The organism is Hydrogenophaga soli (genome assembly GCF_054777695.1).
Genome location: NZ_BAAHAK010000001.1, coordinates 577,528 through 596,489, shown reverse-complemented (window position 1 = coordinate 596,489; position 18,962 = coordinate 577,528). Strand labels below are relative to the sequence as shown.

General features: G+C 66.3%; 14 protein-coding genes. 8 read left to right on the top strand and 6 right to left on the bottom strand.

Annotated elements, in window-relative coordinates; all coding sequences use genetic code 11:
• Positions 1–132: 132 nt before the first annotated feature.
• Genes ACYVB7_RS02705 through ACYVB7_RS02695 form a run of 3 tightly spaced genes read left to right on the top strand, consistent with a single transcriptional unit; the run spans position 133 to position 5,340 of the window.
• Positions 133–1,230 carry a TRAP transporter substrate-binding protein gene (locus ACYVB7_RS02705; RefSeq protein ID WP_460505011.1) on the top strand — a complete coding sequence of 366 codons (1,098 nt, stop codon included), beginning with the start codon at positions 133–135 and terminating at the stop codon, positions 1,228–1,230.
• A gap of 12 nt (positions 1,231–1,242) precedes the next feature.
• Positions 1,243–4,815, top strand: coding sequence for a bifunctional diguanylate cyclase/phosphodiesterase (locus ACYVB7_RS02700; RefSeq protein WP_460505010.1), 3,573 nt, complete (start codon positions 1,243–1,245; stop codon positions 4,813–4,815).
• A 51-nt stretch (positions 4,816–4,866) separates the two neighbouring features.
• Positions 4,867–5,340, top strand: coding sequence for a RidA family protein (locus tag ACYVB7_RS02695; RefSeq protein WP_460505009.1), 474 nt, complete (start codon positions 4,867–4,869; stop codon positions 5,338–5,340).
• A gap of 27 nt (positions 5,341–5,367) precedes the next feature.
• Here ACYVB7_RS02695 and ACYVB7_RS02690 read toward each other — a convergent pair whose 3' ends face one another.
• The 6 genes from ACYVB7_RS02690 to ACYVB7_RS02665 are packed head-to-tail and all read right to left on the bottom strand — an operon-like array spanning position 5,368 to position 14,614.
• Positions 5,368–6,699, bottom strand: coding sequence for an HD domain-containing phosphohydrolase (locus tag ACYVB7_RS02690; RefSeq protein WP_460505008.1), 1,332 nt, complete (start codon positions 6,697–6,699; stop codon positions 5,368–5,370).
• The gene (locus ACYVB7_RS02685; RefSeq protein ID WP_460505007.1) at positions 6,696–8,558 is read right to left on the bottom strand and encodes an ATP-binding protein; all 1,863 of its coding nucleotides are present in this window, start codon (positions 8,556–8,558) and stop codon (positions 6,696–6,698) included. Before ACYVB7_RS02685 ends, ACYVB7_RS02690 begins: the two co-directional genes overlap by 4 nt.
• Positions 8,559–8,562: 4 nt before the next feature.
• Positions 8,563–9,402 (bottom strand): response regulator, encoded by an 840-nt coding sequence (locus tag ACYVB7_RS02680; RefSeq protein WP_460505006.1) that lies wholly within the window; start codon positions 9,400–9,402, stop codon positions 8,563–8,565.
• A gap of 60 nt (positions 9,403–9,462) precedes the next feature.
• Positions 9,463–11,931: a DNA topoisomerase IV subunit A gene (gene parC, locus ACYVB7_RS02675; RefSeq protein ID WP_460505005.1), complete on the bottom strand. Its 2,469-nt coding sequence runs from the start codon at positions 11,929–11,931 to the stop codon at positions 9,463–9,465.
• Entirely contained in the window at positions 11,928–12,608 is a 681-nt protein-coding gene (locus ACYVB7_RS02670) for a lytic transglycosylase domain-containing protein (RefSeq protein WP_460505004.1), read from the bottom strand. The genes parC and ACYVB7_RS02670 overlap by 4 nt, the downstream gene beginning before the upstream one ends.
• Positions 12,605–14,614 carry a DNA topoisomerase IV subunit B gene (locus ACYVB7_RS02665; protein WP_460505003.1) on the bottom strand — a complete coding sequence of 670 codons (2,010 nt, stop codon included), beginning with the start codon at positions 14,612–14,614 and terminating at the stop codon, positions 12,605–12,607. The genes ACYVB7_RS02670 and ACYVB7_RS02665 overlap by 4 nt, the downstream gene beginning before the upstream one ends.
• Before the next feature lie 118 nt (positions 14,615–14,732).
• Here ACYVB7_RS02665 and ACYVB7_RS02660 point away from each other — a divergent pair, with 118 nt between their 5' ends.
• The 5 genes from ACYVB7_RS02660 to bamC all read left to right on the top strand — a co-directional run bounded on the left by ACYVB7_RS02660 (position 14,733) and on the right by bamC (position 18,925).
• Positions 14,733–15,959 carry an MFS transporter gene (locus tag ACYVB7_RS02660; RefSeq protein ID WP_460505002.1) on the top strand — a complete coding sequence of 409 codons (1,227 nt, stop codon included), beginning with the start codon at positions 14,733–14,735 and terminating at the stop codon, positions 15,957–15,959.
• Positions 15,956–16,117 (top strand): hypothetical protein, encoded by a 162-nt coding sequence (locus tag ACYVB7_RS02655; RefSeq protein ID WP_460505001.1) that lies wholly within the window; start codon positions 15,956–15,958, stop codon positions 16,115–16,117. Before ACYVB7_RS02660 ends, ACYVB7_RS02655 begins: the two co-directional genes overlap by 4 nt.
• A gap of 64 nt (positions 16,118–16,181) precedes the next feature.
• Positions 16,182–16,781 carry a class I SAM-dependent methyltransferase gene (locus ACYVB7_RS02650; RefSeq protein WP_460505000.1) on the top strand — a complete coding sequence of 200 codons (600 nt, stop codon included), beginning with the start codon at positions 16,182–16,184 and terminating at the stop codon, positions 16,779–16,781.
• A 33-nt stretch (positions 16,782–16,814) separates the two neighbouring features.
• Positions 16,815–17,741 carry a 4-hydroxy-tetrahydrodipicolinate synthase family protein gene (dapA, locus tag ACYVB7_RS02645; RefSeq protein ID WP_460504999.1) on the top strand — a complete coding sequence of 309 codons (927 nt, stop codon included), beginning with the start codon at positions 16,815–16,817 and terminating at the stop codon, positions 17,739–17,741.
• 65 nt (positions 17,742–17,806) lie between these two features.
• A complete protein-coding gene (bamC, locus tag ACYVB7_RS02640; RefSeq protein ID WP_460504998.1) occupies positions 17,807–18,925 on the top strand; it encodes an outer membrane protein assembly factor BamC in 1,119 nt (372 codons plus the stop codon).
• Positions 18,926–18,962: the final 37 nt, after the last annotated feature.

Below are 18,962 nucleotides of genomic sequence, written 5' to 3'. Positions count from 1 at the left end.
AGAAGGTGAACCGAAGATTGACGCCGATTTTACTGATGGCAGCCTGACAGCCCGGCGCGAGCGACGCACGGCACCGCAACGGTGCGGACGGTCAGTAAGATGGGCTGCCTTCCATTCAACGCATTGAACTGCATGGTTTCCCTCTTCACGGCCCGCCGCATGCGCTGTCGAGCCTGGTTTTCCCGAGCCACATGGCTTGCCCTGCTGTGGCTGGCGTGCGATCTGGGGGCGGCCCATGCAGCGCCCTACCAAATCCGCGTGGTCGGTGGGCTGGGCAACCTGGATCAGTACCGCAAGTTTGAAGAACCCTTCTGGACCCGCCAGCTGGCCGAACTCACCGATGGGCAAGCCGTGGGCACCATCGTGCCGTTCGACAAGGCCGGCATCCGCAACCACGAAGTGCTGCGACTGATGCAGCTGGGGGTGGTGCCGTTTGCCACCGTGCTGCTCAGTGGCATCGTGGCCACCGAACCCGAACTGGCCGCCATTGACCTGGCGGGGCTCAACCCGGACATGGCATCACTGCAAAAAACCGTGCAGGCCTACCGCCCGCACCTGGAGCGCACCATGCGTGAACGCCATGGCATTGAGGTGCTCGCGCTGTATGTGTACCCGCCCCAGGTCACCTTCTGCACCCAGCCCTTCAAAGGCTTGTCCGACCTGGCCGGGCGGCGGGTGCGCATCAGCAACCCCACGCAAGCGGACCTGATTCGGCCCTTCGGGGCCGTGGCGGTGCAGACGGCGTTTGCGGACATGGTGAGCAGCATCCGGGCCGGCAATGTGGACTGCGCCATCACCGGCGCCATGTCGGGCAATGCCATCGGGCTGCACGAAGTGACCACCCATTTGCACGCCAGCGCCACCACCTGGGGCGTGGCCATGTTCGGGGCCAACCTGGACGCGTGGAGTGCCCTACCGCCCAAAGTCAAAACCACGTTGGCCCGCCAACTGCCACAGTTGGAAAAGGTCATCTGGGCCGATGCCGAACGACAAACCCGCGACGGCGTGGCCTGCAACACCGGACGCAAAGACTGCATGGGCGGCAAACCCGGGCGCATGATCGAAGTGAAAGCCCTCCCCGACGACGAGCTGCGGCTGAGAGAGTCCTTTCGCACCAGCGTGTTGCCCGCTTGGTTGGAACGCTGTGGCAACGCGTGCGTCCCCGTCTGGAACCGGGTGATGGCCCCGGTCACCGGTGTCCACGCGGCCCCCCTGCCCCTCAAGCGCTGAAAGCCCCCCAGGATGCCCACCCCACCGCTGCAATCCTGGCACCGTGTCCGCTGGGCCATCGTGGCGGCGTGCAGTGCGCTGCTGCTCACCATTGCCGCACTGACCCTGTCGTTGATGACGACCAGCCGCGACGCAACCATCAAGACCGGGCAGGAGGAAGTCTCTCAGGTCGTCAACAGCACCGAGACCGAGCTGAACCGGGCCCTGGTGGGCATCGACATGTTCCTGGCCGAAATGGCCCGTTGGCTCGCCCTGGACGCGGCCCCCTCACCAGGTCGGCGCCCTGGGGGCCAAGCCCCTCTCGCCAACCACGCCCGTTCGCTGTTGCCCCGGTTGATGAACGCAACGCTCAACCAGAACCTGATGATCCGGGACCTGGCCGTCGTCAACGACCAGGGGCAAGTGCTGTACGGGGCGCAGAGCAGCACAGCACGGCTGGGGCTTTCGCTGCCCGAGGGCTTCCTCAAGTCGGTGCTGGAGCAGCCCTACCCCACCCTGTTGGTCAGTGCGCCGGTCACCCAGGCCCAGACTTCGGAGCGAGTCCTGTACCTGGCCCGCATGGTTCGACTGGACGATGGCACCAAGCTGGCCTCGGTGGCCGAACTCCACATGGCGGTGCTCACCGCCTTGCTGGATGCCGGACAGCGCCCCCGCCCCCTCACGGTGACGCTGGAACGGGCCAATGGTGAGCTGCTGGCCAGCCACCCCGAAGTGCTGAACCATGACCACCGTCCCCCCGCCCCCCCGCTGGAAACGCTGGACACACAAGGAGAGGCCCAGTTGGTGGCCGGGCGGATTCAGCCTGGGCAACGGTATTGGACCGCCGTGCGCCCCACGCTGTACCCCCAACTGCTGTTGTCCGTCGCAATGCCCGAGCAGGCGCTGATGCAAACCTGGCAACGACAGGAAAGGGACATCGCGGTGGTCGCCATCGGCCTGGCCGTGCTCACCCTGCTGGCGAGCGCCACAAGCTGGCGTTATGTGTCCGGCATCCAGCGGGCGCAGGACGAAGTGGCCCAGTCCAACGAGCGCTTGCGCACCTCCAACGCCCAGTTGGCCCACATGCTGTCTCTGGTGGAAGCGTCCATCGAGGCCACGGCCGATGCGCTGGTGGTGGTGGATCAGCACCAACACATCACCCGCTTCAATTCCGCCTTTCTGCGCATGGCCGGTCTGCAACCCAGCGACCTGCATGCCAACGACGTGGAGAGCTTTCGTCGCAAGTTCTACCCCCAACTGATCAACGCCGAGCAGGTGCTGGCCAACAGCGTGCAAGCGGTGACCGACCCGAACGGGGAAACGCAGGACCTGATCCATTTCAAAGACGGTCGGGTGTACACCCGCCATTCCTTCCCCCAGAGGCTCAACGACCAGACCATTGGGCGGGTGTGGACGTACCACGACATCACCGACCACAAGCGCGCCGAAGAGGCCCTGCGAGCCGAAAGGGCAACCGCCACCGCCGCCCATGCCAGCCTGGCCGCCACCTTGGGCGCCTTGCCCGACCTGCTGTTCGAAATGGACGAAGAAGGTCGCTACCTCGCCTGCCATGCCCGCCGTCCCGAACTGCTGGCTGTTCCTCCCGAACAGCTGCTGCAACACACGGTGGACGAGGTGATGCCGCCCGAGGCGGCCCAACAATCACACGCGGCGCTGGACGAAGCCCTCGAAAGCGGCCACTCCTACGGGCGACTGATCAAGCTTCCGATGGAAGGTGGTGACCGCTGGTTTGAGCTCTCGGTGGCCCTCAAACCTGGCCCTCCCCCCAACCCCCATGCCCCAAACCCCACGGAGACAGCGGGTGGGCGCACATCACTTCACCGGTTTGTGGTGATTTCCCGCGACGTGACCGAACGCAAGCGGGCCGAAGAGGAGCTGCGGCGGGCGGCGCTGGTCTACCAGACCAGCAGCGAGGGCATGGCCGTCATGAATGCCCAGGGAGACATCATCACCATCAACCCGGCGTTCACCCGCATCACCGGGTACACCCTGGACGAGGTCAAGGGGCACAACATCTCGCTGTTGAACTCCGGACGGCAAGGCCCCGAGTTTTACGACGGGCTGTGGCACACGCTCGACCAGAAAGGCCGCTGGCAAGGCGAGCTGTGGAACCGCCGCAAGGACGGTTCGCTGTACGCCGAGGCCCTGTCCATCAACACCATCTTCAACACCGATGGCACGCCCCACCAGCGGGTGGCGCTGTTTTCCGACATCACCCAGCGCAAGACCCACGAGGAGCTGATCTGGAACCAGGCCAACTACGACTCGCTGACCGGCTTGCCCAACCGCCGCATGTTCCGCGAGCACCTGGACCAAAGCCTGGCCACCGCCCGCGACACCGAACAACGCCTGGCCCTGCTGTTCCTGGACCTGGACCGGTTCAAGGAGATCAACGACACCCACGGCCACGATGCCGGGGACTTGCTGCTGCAAACCGCCGCGCAGCGGCTGCGCAGCTGCGTGCGCGAGTCCGACATGGTGGCACGCCTGGGCGGCGACGAGTTCACGCTGGTCATCACCCACTGGCATGACGAACACCGGGTGGAGGAACTGGCCCAGAACCTCATCAAACGACTGGCCGAACCCTTCCACATCGGCAAGGAGACCGAATACCTGTCGGCCAGCGTGGGCATCACCCTGTTCCCCCAGGACGGCGGGGACACCGAAACCCTGCTCAAACACGCCGACCAGGCCATGTACGCGGCCAAACGGCTGGGGCGCAACCGCTGGGAGCGTTTCACCCCAGCCATGCAAGAGGCGGCGCTCATGCGGTCTCGCATCGCCCGCGACCTGCGCACCGCCTTGGCCGATGGCCAGTTCTGGCTGGCTTACCAGCCCATCGTCAACCTGCGCACCGGGCACATCCACAAGGCGGAGGCCCTCATCCGCTGGCAACACCCCATCCATGGCCACATCAGCCCGGCCACCTTCATCCCCATTGCCGAAGAAGCCGGCACCATCCAGGACATCGGGCGCTGGGTGTTCGAAACCGCCGCCCACCAGGTGCAGGCATGGCAGACCAGCCTGCACCCCGACTTCCAGATCAGCGTGAACAAATCCCCGCTCCAGTTCCGGGATACCGCCCAGCGCGGCGAGTTGTGGGCACAGCGGCTGGAACGGATGGACCTGAGCACCCACAGCATCGTGCTGGAAATCACCGAAGGTTTGCTGATGGACGCCTCCGATGCCACCCGCGAGCACCTCCACCAGTTGCACGCCGCCGGGGTCCAGGTGGCACTGGACGACTTCGGCACCGGCTACTCGGCGCTGTCCTACCTGCATGAGTTTGAGCTGGACTACCTGAAGATCGACCAGTCCTTTGTGCGCCACCTGCACGGAGCCAGCAAAGATCTGGCGCTGTGCAAAGCCACCATCGTCATGGCCCATGAGCTGGGCATGAAAGTGGTGGCCGAGGGCATCGAAACCGAAGAACAGCGCCAGTTGCTGCGCCACGCCGGGTGCGACTACGGGCAAGGCTACCTGTTTGCCCGGCCCTTGCCCGCGGCGGAATTCCAGGCCCTGGCGCTGGCGCACAATCGCCTGGCCGACCTCCGGCACCATCGGCTGGGCGTCAGCACAGATTGATAGCAAACATCCCAATCGCCAAAAGCGGTAGCTTTCTTTTTCATTGAAAAAATGTCCAACGTCTACGACCAACTCCAAGCCCTGAACATCACCCTGCCGCCCGTGGCGGTGCCCGCCGCGGCCTATGTGCCCTTTGCGCAAACGGGCAAGACCGTGTTCCTGAGCGGCCACATCGCCAAGAAGGACGGCCAACCCTGGGTCGGTCAGCTGGGTCGCAACATGACCACCGAAGAAGCCAAGGGCGCGGCACGGGCCGTCGCCATCGACCTCATGGGCACACTGCACGCGGCCGCCCAAGCTGCGGGCACCGACCTCAACGGCGTCAAGCGCATTGTCAAAGTGCTCAGCCTGGTCAACTCCACCGGGGACTACACCGAGCAGCACCTGGTGACCAACGGCTGCAGCGAGTTGCTGGGCCAGGTGTTCGGCCCCACGGTGGGCGCCCACGCCCGCAGCGCCTTTGGCGTGGCCCAACTGCCCCTGGGGGCGTGTGTGGAAATCGAGCTGATCGCCGAACTGGCCTGACGCCCGTTCAACCGCCCGCCCCGGGGCTCACCCGCCCTTGCGCGGGCGGATCGCCACCTTGACCGTGCGAGACCGCGAGCCAAAGTAGCGTTGGATGTGTTGGATCAGGCGCGGGTCCAACGCATGGTCTGCCGCCAGCAGCAGCAGGCCCTCGTCGTTGACCAGATCGTTCACCAGCACATCACCGGGATGCAGCTCCAACAGCGCCACCTGCGGGTTGGATTCAGCGGTCCCACCCTTGGCCTCCAGCTGAACCCAGGCATCCACCACGTCAGGGTCGTAGCGGGTGCCTTTGAGGCCCTGTGCGCGGACAATGACCTGCTCCAGCGTCACCGGCTGCTCACTCAGCTGGCCTTGCAACAGGTTGTCCACCTCGTTGGCCAGGGCCAAGATGCGGGCCCCCAGCGGAATGCCCTCGCCGCTGAGCCCGTGCGGAAACCCCCGGCCATCAAAACGCTCGTGGTGGGCTCGGATCAGACGGGCGGCACCCTGGAATTCGGACAAGGGCATCAAGGCCTCTTCGGCCCGGGCCGGGTGCTTGCGGTAGTGCACCAGGTCGTCGGCGTTGAGCAGCCGGATGGGCTTGCGCAGCACGGCGTCGGGCAGGCCCATCTTGCCCAGGTCGTGCAGCAAACCCGCCAGGAACACGTCCTGGCAGTCGGAGGCGGGCAAGCCCATGGCCTGTGCAATGCGGCGGGCCGACGCGGCCACCCGGCGTCCATGCCCGGCCATGGAGCCATCGCGCAACTCCATCAGGCTGGTGAACATGGACACCGTGGCCAGCCAGTTGGCCTTGAGCTTTTCGTTGGCCTGCGCCAGGTCCTGGGTGCGGGCTTGCACCCGTTGCTCCAGTTCGGCGTTCAGGCGCGTGAGGTGCTCGTTCTGCTCACGGGTCAGGGCCTCCAGGCGGGCGCGCTCCAGCAGCAAGAAGCGGTGCTCCATGGCCTGTGCAATCACCAGGGGCAGTTCCACGTCGTTCCAGGGCTTGGAGACAAAACGGTGCACCCGCCCTTCGTTGATGGCGGCAATGGTGGACTGCATGTCCGCATACCCCGTCAGCAAAATGCGCGAGGTGTCGGGCCAAGCCTGGTACACCTTCTGCAACAACGTGGCCCCATCCATTTCGGGCATGCGCATGTCGGACAGCACCACGTCAAAGGGCTGCTGGGCCATGAGCTCCAACGCCTGGGCCCCAGACGAGGCAATGGTCACGTCCCAAGGGTGCCCCCTGAACAAGCGACGCAAGGCCGACAGGATGTTGGGTTCATCGTCCACACACAGCAAGCGCCCGCGAGGCACCGCGGGGGCCTCAGCGGCCGGTGGTGTGGCATCGGAAGCAGAAGGCAGATCGGGTGTCATGGCATGGAAGGGTGTTGAGCCTGAAGCAGCGGCAACCTGATGTGAAACGTGGTGCCCACCCCAGGTTGGCTGTCCACCGTCAGCGTGCCCCCGTGTTTCTGCACGATGCCATACGCGATGGACAAACCCAGCCCGGTGCCCTTGCCCACGGGTTTGGTGGTGAAAAACGGATCGAACACCCGCCCCAGCACCTCAGGCGGCATGCCACAACCGTTGTCCTGCACGTCAATGCAGGCCCATGGCCCCTCAACCCGGGTGCTGACACGGATGGTGCCCCGGCGGTCCGCGGGCATGGCCTGGGCGGCGTTGACCAGCAGGTTCATGAACACCTGGTTGAGCTGCGACAACACACACTCCACCAGGGGCAGCGCGCCATAGTCGCGCACCACGTCGGCGCGGTACTTGATTTCGTTGGCGGCAATGTTCAGGGTGGAGTCCAGGCCCTTGTGGATGTCGGACAGCACAAAATCGGTGTGGTTTTCGGCCCGCGAAAAGTCCTTCAGGTCCTGCACGATCTTCTTGACCCGCGCCGCGCCTTCCAGGCTCTCGTTGATGAGGTTAGGCAGGTCTTCCAGCAAAAAGTCCAGGTCCACCCGCTGGCGCAAATCGGCCAGGCGTTGGCGAACCGCGTCATCGGTCAGGTGGGACTCCGCCTCGCCATAGGCACGCAGCAGCTCGGCCACGTCCTTGGCGTACCCGGCCAGCGAAGACAGGTTGGAATACACATACCCAATGGGGTTGTTGATCTCGTGCGCCACCCCGGCCGACAACTGGCCGATGGAGGCCAGCTTCTCCGCCTGCACCAGTTGCTGGCGGGCATTGATCAGGTCGTGGTTGACCCGCGTCAGCTCGGCATTGCGGGCCACCAGCTCTTCGGTGCGGGCGGCCACCTGCCGCTCCAGCCCCACCTGCGCCTCCATCAGGCGCTGGCGGGCCAGGTTGCGTTCGGTGACGTCTTCCAGCGTCTCGATGGCCCCAATCGCGCGTCCCCGGGCATCACACATCAGCGCCGCGGTGAAGTGCAGCCAACGCCCGTGCGGGCCCAGCGTGGGGAAAAACTTCTCACACTCCATGGCCCCCGGCACCACCGGACTGGGCTGGCAATCGTCCCCATACAGCGCATGGATGCGTGCCATGGGCGACTGGTCCATCTGCAACATCAGGTTGGCCAGGATGGGTCGGGGTTCCGCGTAAAACCCCCGCCACGCCTCATTGGTGCCCACCACCGCATGCGCGGGCACCCCGGTGACCTGGGCGCACGCCCGGTTCCAGTACATCACCCGGTGGTCCACCCCGATCACCAGGGTGGCCACGGGTGCGCCCTCCACCACCTGCTCCAGCAAGGTTTCGGACGCGGCCAGGTCGATGTCGGCCGCCGTGATGGCCCCCACCCCTCGCGAAGCCGCCACCTGCACCGCCAGGTGACACTCGGTGTACGCCTGGGCCGGCGTGTGCCCCGCACGGATGGCCGTGAGCTGGCGCACCATGACCCGGTCATGCGCCACGATGTGCCCCACCAGCCAGTCCACCAGCAATTGCACCAGCGAGGCCACGTTCAAGTCCTCCACCGGCTTGGTTCGCAGGCTGCGGGCCTCCCGTTCGAACGCGCGGTGGGCGGCCACATGCATCAGCTGGTGCCGTCGGTCCACCCGCAGCAGGATCATTTCCTCCTCTTCGTGGGCGAAGTGGGTCTCGGAGTAACTCACCAACTCGTCCAGCAAGGCGCTGATCTCTGCGGGGTGAGAGGCCGCTGAATCCAGCACCTGCAAACGCCCGATCATGTCCACCAGCCGATGGTGCTCCTGGTCAAACACCGGGTGACCCACTTCATACGAAGCATCCCAAACCACCGCCTGCATCCGTTCACTCCTGGTGCGACACGGGCCGCGGCTTGAGCACGTACAAACTACCGGTGGGTTTGGTGCCCACGGTCAGCAACGCGCACTCCACCTGCAGCGCAGGCAACCCCTCGCGGAACATGGTGCACTCCCTCGCCGCCTGCAACTGAGCCAAGGTCGCTGCGTCCAACCACTGGTTGACCTCTGTGCCCAGCACCGGTGCATCGGGACTGCCCAGCAACGCCTCGGCCGCAGCGTTGGAAAACACCACCACGCCATCGATGTCGCAGCCCAGCACCGCCAAGGGCAGGCGATGCAGGATTTCGTGCGCCAGCTTCAGGCTGGCATCGTCGGCCTGCAACCAGCGCCGCTGCTCCTGCACCAGCGCCTCCAGGTGGACGTTGGCCTGGGCCAGCTTGGCGTTGGCCACCTCCAGGTCGCGGCGGAAGCGGCGGTTCTCGTCCTCCAAACGCTTGTACCGGATGGCCCCTGCCACTTGCGAGCGCAACTGCTCGTCTTCCCAAGGCTTGGTGAGGAACTTGTACACCGCCCCTTCGTTGATGGCGGCGGTGACCGACTCCAGCTCGGTGTAGCCCGACAGCACGATGCGCATGGCCTCGGGCCAGCGCGTCTTGACCTGCCGCAGGAACTCCACACCCGTCATGTCGGGCATGCGCTGGTCGGACATGACCAGGTCAAACGATTCATGCTCCAGCAACGCCAGCCCATCGTGGGGGCTGGTCACGGTCTGGATGTGGTACCCATCGACCCGCAGCAGCCGCTTGAGGGCATTGAGGATGTTGGGTTCGTCATCGACCAGCAGCACCCGGGCGGGTGGCTGGGCAACGGAAGAGCTTGCGTCCATGGGTCAACCAATGCCTTTCTGACACCGACACCCCGGCACGCCGTGGCCCAGGGTTCGCGGTCAAATTGATTGTGCCCCGTTTGGCCCGGTCTGAGCAGCTTTGTCCACGCGCTGCACCGCCTGCACACGGAAGCCAAAACTGCCGTCCTTGCCTTTGCGCCCGCGCGCTGCAGCCGCGTTGTTGAGGCTGCGGATCTCCAGCACCTCTTCCCGCGCCTTGCCGCCCCGCCCCGTGCCACTCAGGCGCACGCTGCGGGTGTAGGCCGCGGCGCCGCCCAGGCTGTCCTTGTCGTCCAAAGACAACAGCATCAGGCCCCGACCGCCTTTTTCCTGCACCTTGAGTTCGGCCAACGGGAAGGTGAGGATGCGCCCCGCCGCCGACACGCAGCACACGTGGGTGGCGGCGTCCACCCCGGGGCCTTGCACCAGCGATGGCGCACACACCGTCTCCCCCTCGGCCAAGGTGATGAACGACTTGCCGGCCTTCAGCCGCGACACCATGTGCTCCACCTGCGCCACAAAGCCATAACCCCCGCTGCCCGACAGCAGCAGCGTGGCCTGGGCCGCACCGGCAAAGTAGTGCTGGGGCTGGGTGCCCGCCTCCAACTCGATGAGGGTGGTGATGGGCTGGCCATCGCCCCGCGCACCGGGCAGGCTGGCCACCGGCACGCTGTACACACGCCCGTTGCTGCCGAAGACCACCAGGGTGTCCACCGTGCGGCACTCCCAGGTGCCGTGCAGGCCGTCACCGGCCTTGAAGGCAAACCCCGCCGGGTCGTGGCCATGGCCGGTGCGGGCCCGCACCCAGCCTTTGCTGGACACCACCACGGTCACCGGCTCGTCCACCACCTTGATTTCGGCCACGGCCCGCTTTTCGGCCTGGATGAGGGTGCGACGCGCATCGGCAAAGGCTTTGGCGTCGGCCTCGATCTCGCGGACCATCAGCTTCTTCAGGCTGTCGGGTTTGGCCAAAATCTCGGTCAAATCGGCCTTCTGCGCTTTCAGATCCTGAAGTTCTTGCTCTATTTTCAGGTACTCCAACCGGGCCAATTGGCGCAGGCGGATTTCCAGGATGTCTTCGGCCTGCCGGTCGCTCAGGGCAAAGCGCTCCATCAGCGCGGGCTTGGGCTCGTCGCTGTGGCGGATGATGGCAATCACCTCGTCGATGTGCAGCAGCACAATGTGCCGCCCCTCCAGGATGTGGATGCGGTCCTCCACCTTTTGCAGCCGATGCTGGCTGCGCCGGGTGATGGTGGTCTGGCGGAAGCTGATCCACTCGGTCAGCATCTGGCGCAGCGTTTTCTGCGTGGGCCGCCCATCCAGCCCCACCAGCGTGAGGTTGATGGGGGCCGAGGTTTCCAGGCTGGTGTGGGCCAGCAGCGCGGTGATGAGTTCGCTTTGTTCGATGGCGCGGGTCTTGGGCTCGAACACCAGGCGCACCGGGGCGTCTTTGCTGGATTCGTCGCGCACACCGTCCAGCACCGCCAGCATGCTGGCCTTGAGCTGGGTCTGCTCCTGCGTCAGGGCTTTTTTGCCGGCCTTGACCTTGGGGTTGGTGAGTTCCTCGATTTCCTCCAGCACCTTCTGGCTGCTGACGCCGGGCGGCAGTTCGTTGACCACCAGCTGCCACTGGCCGCGGGCCAGGTCTTCAATGCTCCAGCGCGCCCGCACCTTCAGGCTGCCGCGGCCCGTGCGGTAGGCGTCGGCGATGTCGGCGGCGCTGCTGATGATCTGGCCGCCGCCGGGGTAGTCCGGGCCGGGCAGGATGGCCAGCAACTCGTCCTCGGCCAGCGCCGGGTTTTTCACCAGGGCGATGCAGGCGTCGGCCACCTCGCGCAGGTTGTGGCTGGGGATTTCGGTGGCCAGGCCCACGGCAATGCCGCTGGCGCCGTTGAGCAGCGCAAACGGCAGGCGGGCGGGCAGTTGGGCAGGTTCGGTGGTGGAGCCGTCGTAGTTGGGCTGGAAGTCCACCGTGCCTTCGTCAATCTCGTCCAGCAGCAAGCGGGTGATCTTGGACAACCGGGCCTCGGTGTAGCGCATGGCGGCGGCGCCGTCACCGTCGCGGCTGCCGAAGTTGCCTTGGCCGTCGATCAGCGGGTAGCGCTGGGCAAAGTCCTGCGCCATGCGCACCAGCGCGTCGTAAGCCGCTTGGTCGCCGTGCGGGTGGAAGCGGCCCAGCACATCGCCCACCACGCGGGCGCTTTTGACCGGTTTGGCCGCGGTGTTGCCACCCGGGCCGCTGTAGCCCAGGCCCATGCGCTCCATGCTGTACAGGATGCGGCGCTGCACGGGTTTCTGGCCGTCGCAGATGTCGGGCAGCGCCCGGCCCTTGACCACGCTGAGCGCGTACTCCAGGTAGGCCCGTTGGGCGTAGCTGGCCAGGCTGTCGTCGTCCCCCGGCTGCAACACCACCACCGGCGGTTCGTCCGGGGGCAGGGGCGGCTGCGCCGGGTCTGTGGGCGTGCCGGGGGCCGAAGGCGGTGGGGCGTCGTCGGGGTTGAACAGGTCGGGATCGACAGGATCGGTCATGGTTGGCGGAATGGCGTGTGGCGGTCGCGCAGACGGGCTTGCTGCACCGCCTTGGGCGGCAGCAGGTCGCGGTACAGGCGCAACACGGTTTGAACGTATTGGCGGGTTTCGGGGATGTCGGGCACCTGGCGTCCGGCGCGGTGCACCGCACCCTCGCCCGCGTTGTAGGCGGCCACGATCAGATCCAACCGATCGGGAAACAGCGTGAACAGGCGGGCCAGCACCTTGGCCCCGGTGTGCAGGTTGATGTGCGGGTCAATCAGCAGGTCTTCCACGGCACGGCCCACGGGCACCTTCAGGCCCACTTCCTGCGCCGCAATGGGGGTGATTTGCATCAACCCCACCGCCCCACGGGGGCTGACGGCCTTGGCGTCAAAGCCCGACTCGGCCGCCACCATGGCCTGCAACAGCTCGGGGGCCAGGCCGTGCTGGTGGGCGGCATCGCGCAGGATGTGGCGCACCGCCTTGTAGTGCGGAGACACCTCGAAGTAGCTGAGCGAGCGGGCCTGAGCCTCGCCGCTGTGGAACAGCTCGTAACGCTCGTCAACCTGCTCGGGCGCGAAGTGAGCCACCCCGCGGTCGTCCACAAAACCCCAGACCTGGGCGCACGCGCCCGTGCTGGCGGCGGCCCAGGCCAGCGCCAGCAGCAGACCGGAGGCCCGGCGCAGCGGTGTCAAACGTCGATCTCCACCGAGTCGCCGTGCAGCTCCATCAGCTCGCGGCGGGCGGCGGCCTCCCCCTTGCCCATCAGCTTGGTGATGTGGCTTTCGGTGGCGGCAAAGTCGAAGGGGCCCAGCGCCACCGGCATCAGGCGGCGGGTGTCGGGGTTGAGGGTGGTGTCCCACAGCTGCTCGGCGTTCATTTCGCCCAGGCCTTTGAAGCGGCTGATGGTCCAGCTGCCTTCTTTCACGCCTTCCTTGCGCAACTTGTCCAGCGTGGCCTGCAACTCACCGTCGTCCAGCGCATAGGCTTTGGTGGCGGGCTTCTTGCCCCGGGCCGGGGCGTCCACGCGGAACAGCGGCGGGCGGGCCACAAACACATGCCCGGCCTCGATCAGCTTGGGGAAATGGCGGAAGAACAAGGTGAGCAGCAGCACCTGAATGTGCGAGCCGTCCACGTCGGCGTCAGAGAGGATGCAAATCTTGCCGTAGCGCAGGCCGCTCAAATCGGGGGAATCCATCGGGCCGTGCGGGTCCACGCCGATGGCCACCGAGATGTCGTGGATTTCGGTGTTGGCAAACAGGCGGTCGCGGTCCACCTCCCAGGTGTTGAGCACCTTGCCGCGCAGCGGCAGGATGGCCTGGGTTTCCTTGTCGCGGCCCATTTTGGCGCTGCCCCCGGCCGAGTCGCCCTCCACCAAAAACACCTCGTTGTGGGCGGTGTCGCGGCTTTCGCAGTCGGTCAGCTTGCCGGGCAGCACCGCCACGCCCGAGCCCTTGCGTTTTTCCACCTTCTGCCCGGCCTTCTGGCGGGTTTGCGCGGCCTTGATGGCCAGCTCGGCCAGTTTCTTGCCGTACTCCACATGCTGGTTGAGCCACAGCTCCAGCGCCGGGCGCACGAAGCTGGAGACCAGCCGCACCGCGTCGCGCGAGTTCAGCCGCTCCTTGATCTGGCCCTGGAACTGCGGGTCCAGCACCTTGGCACTCAGCACAAAGCTGGCGCGGGCGAACACGTCTTCGGGCATGAGCTTGACGCCCTTGGGCAGCAGCGCATGCAGCTCGATGAAGCTTTTCACCGCCTGGAACAGGCCGTCGCGCAGGCCGCTTTCGTGTGTGCCGCCCGCCGGGGTGGGAATGAGGTTGACGTAGCTCTCGCGCACCGGCGCGCCTTCTTCGGTGAAGGCCACGGCCCAGGCAGCACCCTCGCCTTCCGAAAAACTCTCGTCGCCCGAGCTGGCCGCGCCCTCGCCTTCGAACAGCGGGATGACGGGCTCGGTGCTCAGCGTCTGCTGCAGGTAGTCGCGCAGGCCGCCCTTGTATTGCCAGGTCTGGGTGTCCTTGGTTTTCTCGTTCACCAGGGTCACGGTGACGCCGGGCATCAGCACCGCCTTGCTGCGCAGCAGGTGGGTCAGCTCGCCCAGGGGCAGCTGGGCCGATTCAAAGTACTTGGCATCCGGCCACACCCGCACCGTGGTGCCTTGCTTGCGGTCGCGGGGAAGCTCGGGGTTGGCGTCGGAGCCCAGGTTGGCGGGGCGGACGGCCAAGGCCTCGGTCACATCGCCCCCGGCAAACACCAGGCGGGCCACCTGCGCTTCGCGGAAGCTGGTGACCTCCATGCGGGTGGACAGGGCGTTGGTCACGCTCACGCCCACGCCGTGCAGGCCGCCGGAGAAGCTGTAGGCCCCGCCCTTGCCCTTGTCGAACTTGCCGCCCGCGTGCAGGCGGGTGAACACCAGCTCGATGACCGGGGCTTTTTCCTCGGGGTGCATGCCAAAGGGGATGCCGCGGCCATCGTCCTCCACGCTGACCGAGCCATCGGCATGCAGCGTGACCTTGATCTTTTTGCCAAAGCCCGCAAGGGCTTCGTCGGCGGCGTTGTCCAACACCTCCTGCACGATGTGCAGGGGGTTGTCGGTGCGGGTGTACATGCCCGGACGTTGCTTGACGGGCTCCAGCCCTTTGAGCACACGGATGGACTGTTCGGAGTATTCGGCAGAGGTGGTGACAGGCGCGGGACGTTCCATGGGCGCGGATTGTAAGAGCCCCGCCTGCGCAAGCTGTACAAAACAACAGCCAACCACGCTGAAACCGTTTCACCCCTGCGCCGCACAGGGTGTTGGCGCTTGGGTACAGTGCACGCCCATGCATACCCCCGCCCCCAAACTGTCCATGGCCCAGGTGCTGGCCTGTGGCGCCGCCATCGTCACCTTGTCCATGGGCGTTCGCCATGGTTTTGGCCTGTGGCTGCAACCCATCACCCAGGCGCAGGGCTGGACGCGGGAGTCCTTCTCGTTCGCCATGGCCATCCAGAACCTGTCGTGGGGCGTGTTTGGCATTTTTGCGGGCATGCTGGCCGACCGTTTCGGGGCGTTTCGCGTGCTGGTGATGGGCGCCGTGCTCTACGCCCTGGGCTTGCTGGGCATGGCCCTGTCACCCACGGTGTGGCTGTTCACCCTGACCACCGGGGTGATGATCGGCGCCGCCCAGGCCGGCACCACCTATGCCGTGGTGTACGGGGTGATTGGCCGCAACGTCGCCCCCGAGCGCCGCTCGTGGGCCATGGGGGTGGCCGCTGCGGCGGGTTCATTCGGGCAGTTCCTGATGGTGCCCACCGAGGGCTGGCTGATCCAGTCGCTGGGCTGGCAACAGGCGCTGATGGCCTTGGCCCTGGCGGCGTTGCTGATCGTGCCCCTGGCCCTGGGCCTGCGCGAGCCCACCGCCCATGCCGCCCAGGCGCACCGTGACCAGACCATTGTGCAAGCGCTGCGCGAGGCGTTTGGCTACCGCAGCTTCCAGTTGCTGATGGCGGGTTACTTTGTCTGTGGTTTCCAGGTGGTGTTCATTGGCGTGCACATGCCCAGCTACCTGAAGGACCATGGGCTGGACCCGCAAGTGGCCAGCATCGCGCTGGCCCTCATCGGGCTGTTCAACGTGTTCGGCACCTACGCCGCGGGGGTGTTGGGCCAACGACTGGCCAAACGGCACATCCTGGCCACCATCTACCTGGCGCGGTCGGCAGCCATCACGGTGTTCCTGCTGGTGCCGCTGACGCCCTGGAGCGTGTACGTGTTTGCCGCCGTCATGGGCGTGCTGTGGCTGTCCACCGTGCCCCCCACCAACGCCGTGGTGGCGCAGGTGTTCGGGGTGGCGCACTTTTCCATGCTGGGCGGCTTTGTGTTCTTCAGCCACCAGATTGGCAGCTTCATGGGCGTGTGGCTGGGCGGCGTGTTGTACGACCGCACCGGCAGCTACGACGTGGTGTGGCTGATCGCCATCGCCCTCGGGGTGTTTGCGGCCCTGGTCAACCTGCCGGTGCGCGAAACCGCCATCGCCCGCGCCCCCGCCAGCCCTCGCCCTCAAACGGCATGACCGATCCCCGCCCGCCTGAACCCCCACGCGCCCCAGCCCGTGTCCCCGCATGGGCAGTGAGGGCAGCGGTGCTGGCCGTGTGCCTGGCGGTGTTTGCCCTGTACCTGCGCCCGGGGTTCCTGCTGACCCTGGCCAACCAGCTTTGGGCATGTTTCTGAGCTTCAAGCCTTTTTGGCACCCAGCGCTTTATAAGAAAGCGCAAGCAGCTATCAATTTAATAGTATGCACCTCCATACCCCCACCCCACCGTCCGAGTGGCTGCTGCGCTGGGCGCACCTGATCCGTCCGGGCGGGCGCGTGCTCGACTTGGCCTGCGGCCACGGGCGGCACGCCCACTGGCTGGCCTCCCAGGGGTTTGCGGTCACAGCCCTGGACCGGGACGCAGCGGCCCTGGCGGCCACCCGCCAGGGCTGGCCCGCCCACGGCCCCGAGGGCACCCTGCTGCAGGCCGACGTGGAAAACGGCCCCTGGCCGCTGCCCGAGGTGTGCCAGCCGGGCACCTGGGACGCCATCGTCATCACCCACTACCTGTGGCGACCGTTGTGGCCCGCGCTGCTGGACAGCCTGGCCCCCGGTGGCGTGTACCTGCACGAAACCTTTGCGCACGGCAACGCGTCGGTGGGCAAGCCCTCGCGGCCCGACTTCCTGCTGCAACCGGGCGAGTTGCTGCAGGCCTGTGCGCCCCTGCGCACCGTGGCCTACGAAGACGGCTTTGCCACCCAGCCGGAGCGCTACCTGCAACGCATCGTGGCCGTGCGCGAGGCGGTGCCCGCCGCCACGCTGATCCAACCGCCGCGCCACCCCCTGAAAGCACCGGGTTGAACCCGGCGCGCCGGGTCATGTCCACACCGTAGAATGGCTCGTTTTTTTCGCATTCCCCAGACCGCTCAACCCATGAAACCCATCACTGGCAGCATCGTCGCCCTGGTCACCCCCATGCTGGAGGACGGCAGCGTCGACTACCCCACCCTGCGCAAGCTGATCGACTGGCACATTGCCGAAGGCACCGACTGCATCGGCGTGGTCGGCACCACGGGCGAATCGCCCACGGTCAATGTGGAAGAGCACTGCGAGATCATCCGCGTGGCCGTCGAGCAGGCCGCCGGGCGTGCACCCATCATGGCCGGCTGCGGGGCCAACTCCACCGCCGAAGCCATCGAGCTGGCCCAGTTCGCCCGCAAAGTCGGTGCCGATTGCCAGCTGCAGGTGGTGCCCTACTACAACAAGCCCACGCAGGAAGGCCAGTACCTGCACTTCAAGGCCATTGCCGAGGCCACGGGCGACCTGCCCATCGTCCTGTACAACGTGCCGGGCCGCAGCGTGGCCGACATGCAGCACGCCACCGTGCTGCGCCTGGCCCAGGTGCCCGGCATCGTCGGCATCAAGGAAGCCACGGGCAACATCGAACGTGCGCAGTGGCTCATCAAGGAAGCACCCAAGGGCTTCGCCATCTATTCGGGTGACGACGCCACCTCCGTGGCCCTGATGCTGTGTGGCGGCCAAGGCAACATCAGCGTGTCCGCCAACATCGCGCCGCGGCTGATGCACGAGATGTGCATGGCCGCCATCGCCGGAGACGCCGCCAAGGCCATGGCCATCCAGTTGGAACTGCTGCCCATCCACAAGCACCTGTTCGTGGAAGCCAACCCCATCCCCGTCAAGTGGGCCATGAGCCGCCTGGGCCTTTGCGGCCCCACCCTGCGCCTGCCCATGACCCCGCTGGAACCGGCCAACGCCCCCGTGGTGGAAAACGCCCTGAAGGCCGTCGGCCTGCTGGCCTGACGCCCGCCCGGCGCCCTCTGCACTCCCCTCCAACCTGTTCAGCCGTCCACCGCGACGCCACCCCCATGAGCAACGTTCAACCTCAGTTGGCTTCGTCCCTGTCCACGCTGGCTCGGCGCAGTGTGGCGCTGGCCTGCCTGGCCAGCGTCGCCGCCTGCTCGACCTTTCAGGACGAAAAGGTGGACTACACCAGCGCCAAACGCACCAATGCGCTGGAAATCCCCCCGGACCTGACCCAACTGAACCGCGACACCCGCTTTGCCGTTCCCGGCACCGTGGTCACCGCCACGGGTTACCAGGCCAGCGTGCCCCAGAACACGGTGGCCACGGCGGCCAGCGAGATTGGCGACGTGCGGATCGAACGCGCGGGCAACGAGCGCTGGCTGGTGGTCAAGCGCCCGGCGGAAAAGCTCTGGCAACCCCTGCGGGACTTCTGGCAGGAAAACGGCTTTGTGCTGGTGGTGGACCAGGAGCGGCTGGGGTTGATCGAAACCGACTGGGCCGAGAACCGCGCCAAGCTGCCCCAGGACTTCATCCGCAACACCCTGGGCAAGCTGCTCGACAGCCTGTACTCCACCGGTGAGCGCGACAAGTTCCGCACCCGGCTTGAACGCAACGCCAACGGCGACACCGAGATCTACATCAGCCACCGCGGCATGATCGAGGTCTACTCCGACAGCCGCAAGGACCAGACCATCTGGCAACCGCGCCCGGCCGATGCTTCTTTGGAAGCCGAATTCCTGCGCCGCCTCATGGTCAAGCTGGGCGTGTCGGAACAAGCGGCCAAAGCACAAGCCAGCTCACCCGCCGCGCCCCCCAAGGCCAAGGTGGTCGCCGAAGGAACCGCCAACGCAGCCGTGGAGCTGGAAGAGAGCTTTGATCGCGCCTGGCGCCGCGTGGGTGTGGCGCTTGACCGCAGCGGATTCACCGTGGAAGACCGCGACCGCACCAAAGGCATCTACTTCGTGCGTTACGTGGAGCCGGTGGCCAACGACAAGGAGCCGGGCTTCTTTGGCAAACTGTTCGGTGCCAGCAAGAACGAAGCCAAACCCGCGCAGTACCGGGTGCAGTTGCAAGGCAGCGACCGTTTGACCCGCGTGACCGTGCTCAACGCCCAAGGCAGCAGCGAAAACTCGGCTTCGGTCCAGCGCATCCTGCAGTTGCTGGCCGCCGACCTTCAATGACCCCTGGCGGGTGTCTCGTTTGACCCCGCCATGAAAA

Coding starts and splice junctions, on each gene's coding strand:
- bamC (WP_460504998.1), top strand. CDS start 17,807: ATGAGCAACGTTCAACCTCAGTTGGCTTCGTCCCTGTCCACGCTGGCT.
- parC (WP_460505005.1), bottom strand. CDS start 11,931: ATGACCGATCCTGTCGATCCCGACCTGTTCAACCCCGACGACGCCCCA.
- ACYVB7_RS02650 (WP_460505000.1), top strand. CDS start 16,182: ATGCACCTCCATACCCCCACCCCACCGTCCGAGTGGCTGCTGCGCTGG.
- dapA (WP_460504999.1), top strand. CDS start 16,815: ATGGCTCGTTTTTTTCGCATTCCCCAGACCGCTCAACCCATGAAACCC.
- ACYVB7_RS02705 (WP_460505011.1), top strand. CDS start 133: ATGGTTTCCCTCTTCACGGCCCGCCGCATGCGCTGTCGAGCCTGGTTT.
- ACYVB7_RS02690 (WP_460505008.1), bottom strand. CDS start 6,699: ATGACACCCGATCTGCCTTCTGCTTCCGATGCCACACCACCGGCCGCT.
- ACYVB7_RS02695 (WP_460505009.1), top strand. CDS start 4,867: ATGTCCAACGTCTACGACCAACTCCAAGCCCTGAACATCACCCTGCCG.
- ACYVB7_RS02660 (WP_460505002.1), top strand. CDS start 14,733: ATGCATACCCCCGCCCCCAAACTGTCCATGGCCCAGGTGCTGGCCTGT.
- ACYVB7_RS02680 (WP_460505006.1), bottom strand. CDS start 9,402: ATGGACGCAAGCTCTTCCGTTGCCCAGCCACCCGCCCGGGTGCTGCTG.
- ACYVB7_RS02655 (WP_460505001.1), top strand. CDS start 15,956: ATGACCGATCCCCGCCCGCCTGAACCCCCACGCGCCCCAGCCCGTGTC.
- ACYVB7_RS02685 (WP_460505007.1), bottom strand. CDS start 8,558: ATGCAGGCGGTGGTTTGGGATGCTTCGTATGAAGTGGGTCACCCGGTG.
- ACYVB7_RS02700 (WP_460505010.1), top strand. CDS start 1,243: ATGCCCACCCCACCGCTGCAATCCTGGCACCGTGTCCGCTGGGCCATC.
- ACYVB7_RS02665 (WP_460505003.1), bottom strand. CDS start 14,614: ATGGAACGTCCCGCGCCTGTCACCACCTCTGCCGAATACTCCGAACAG.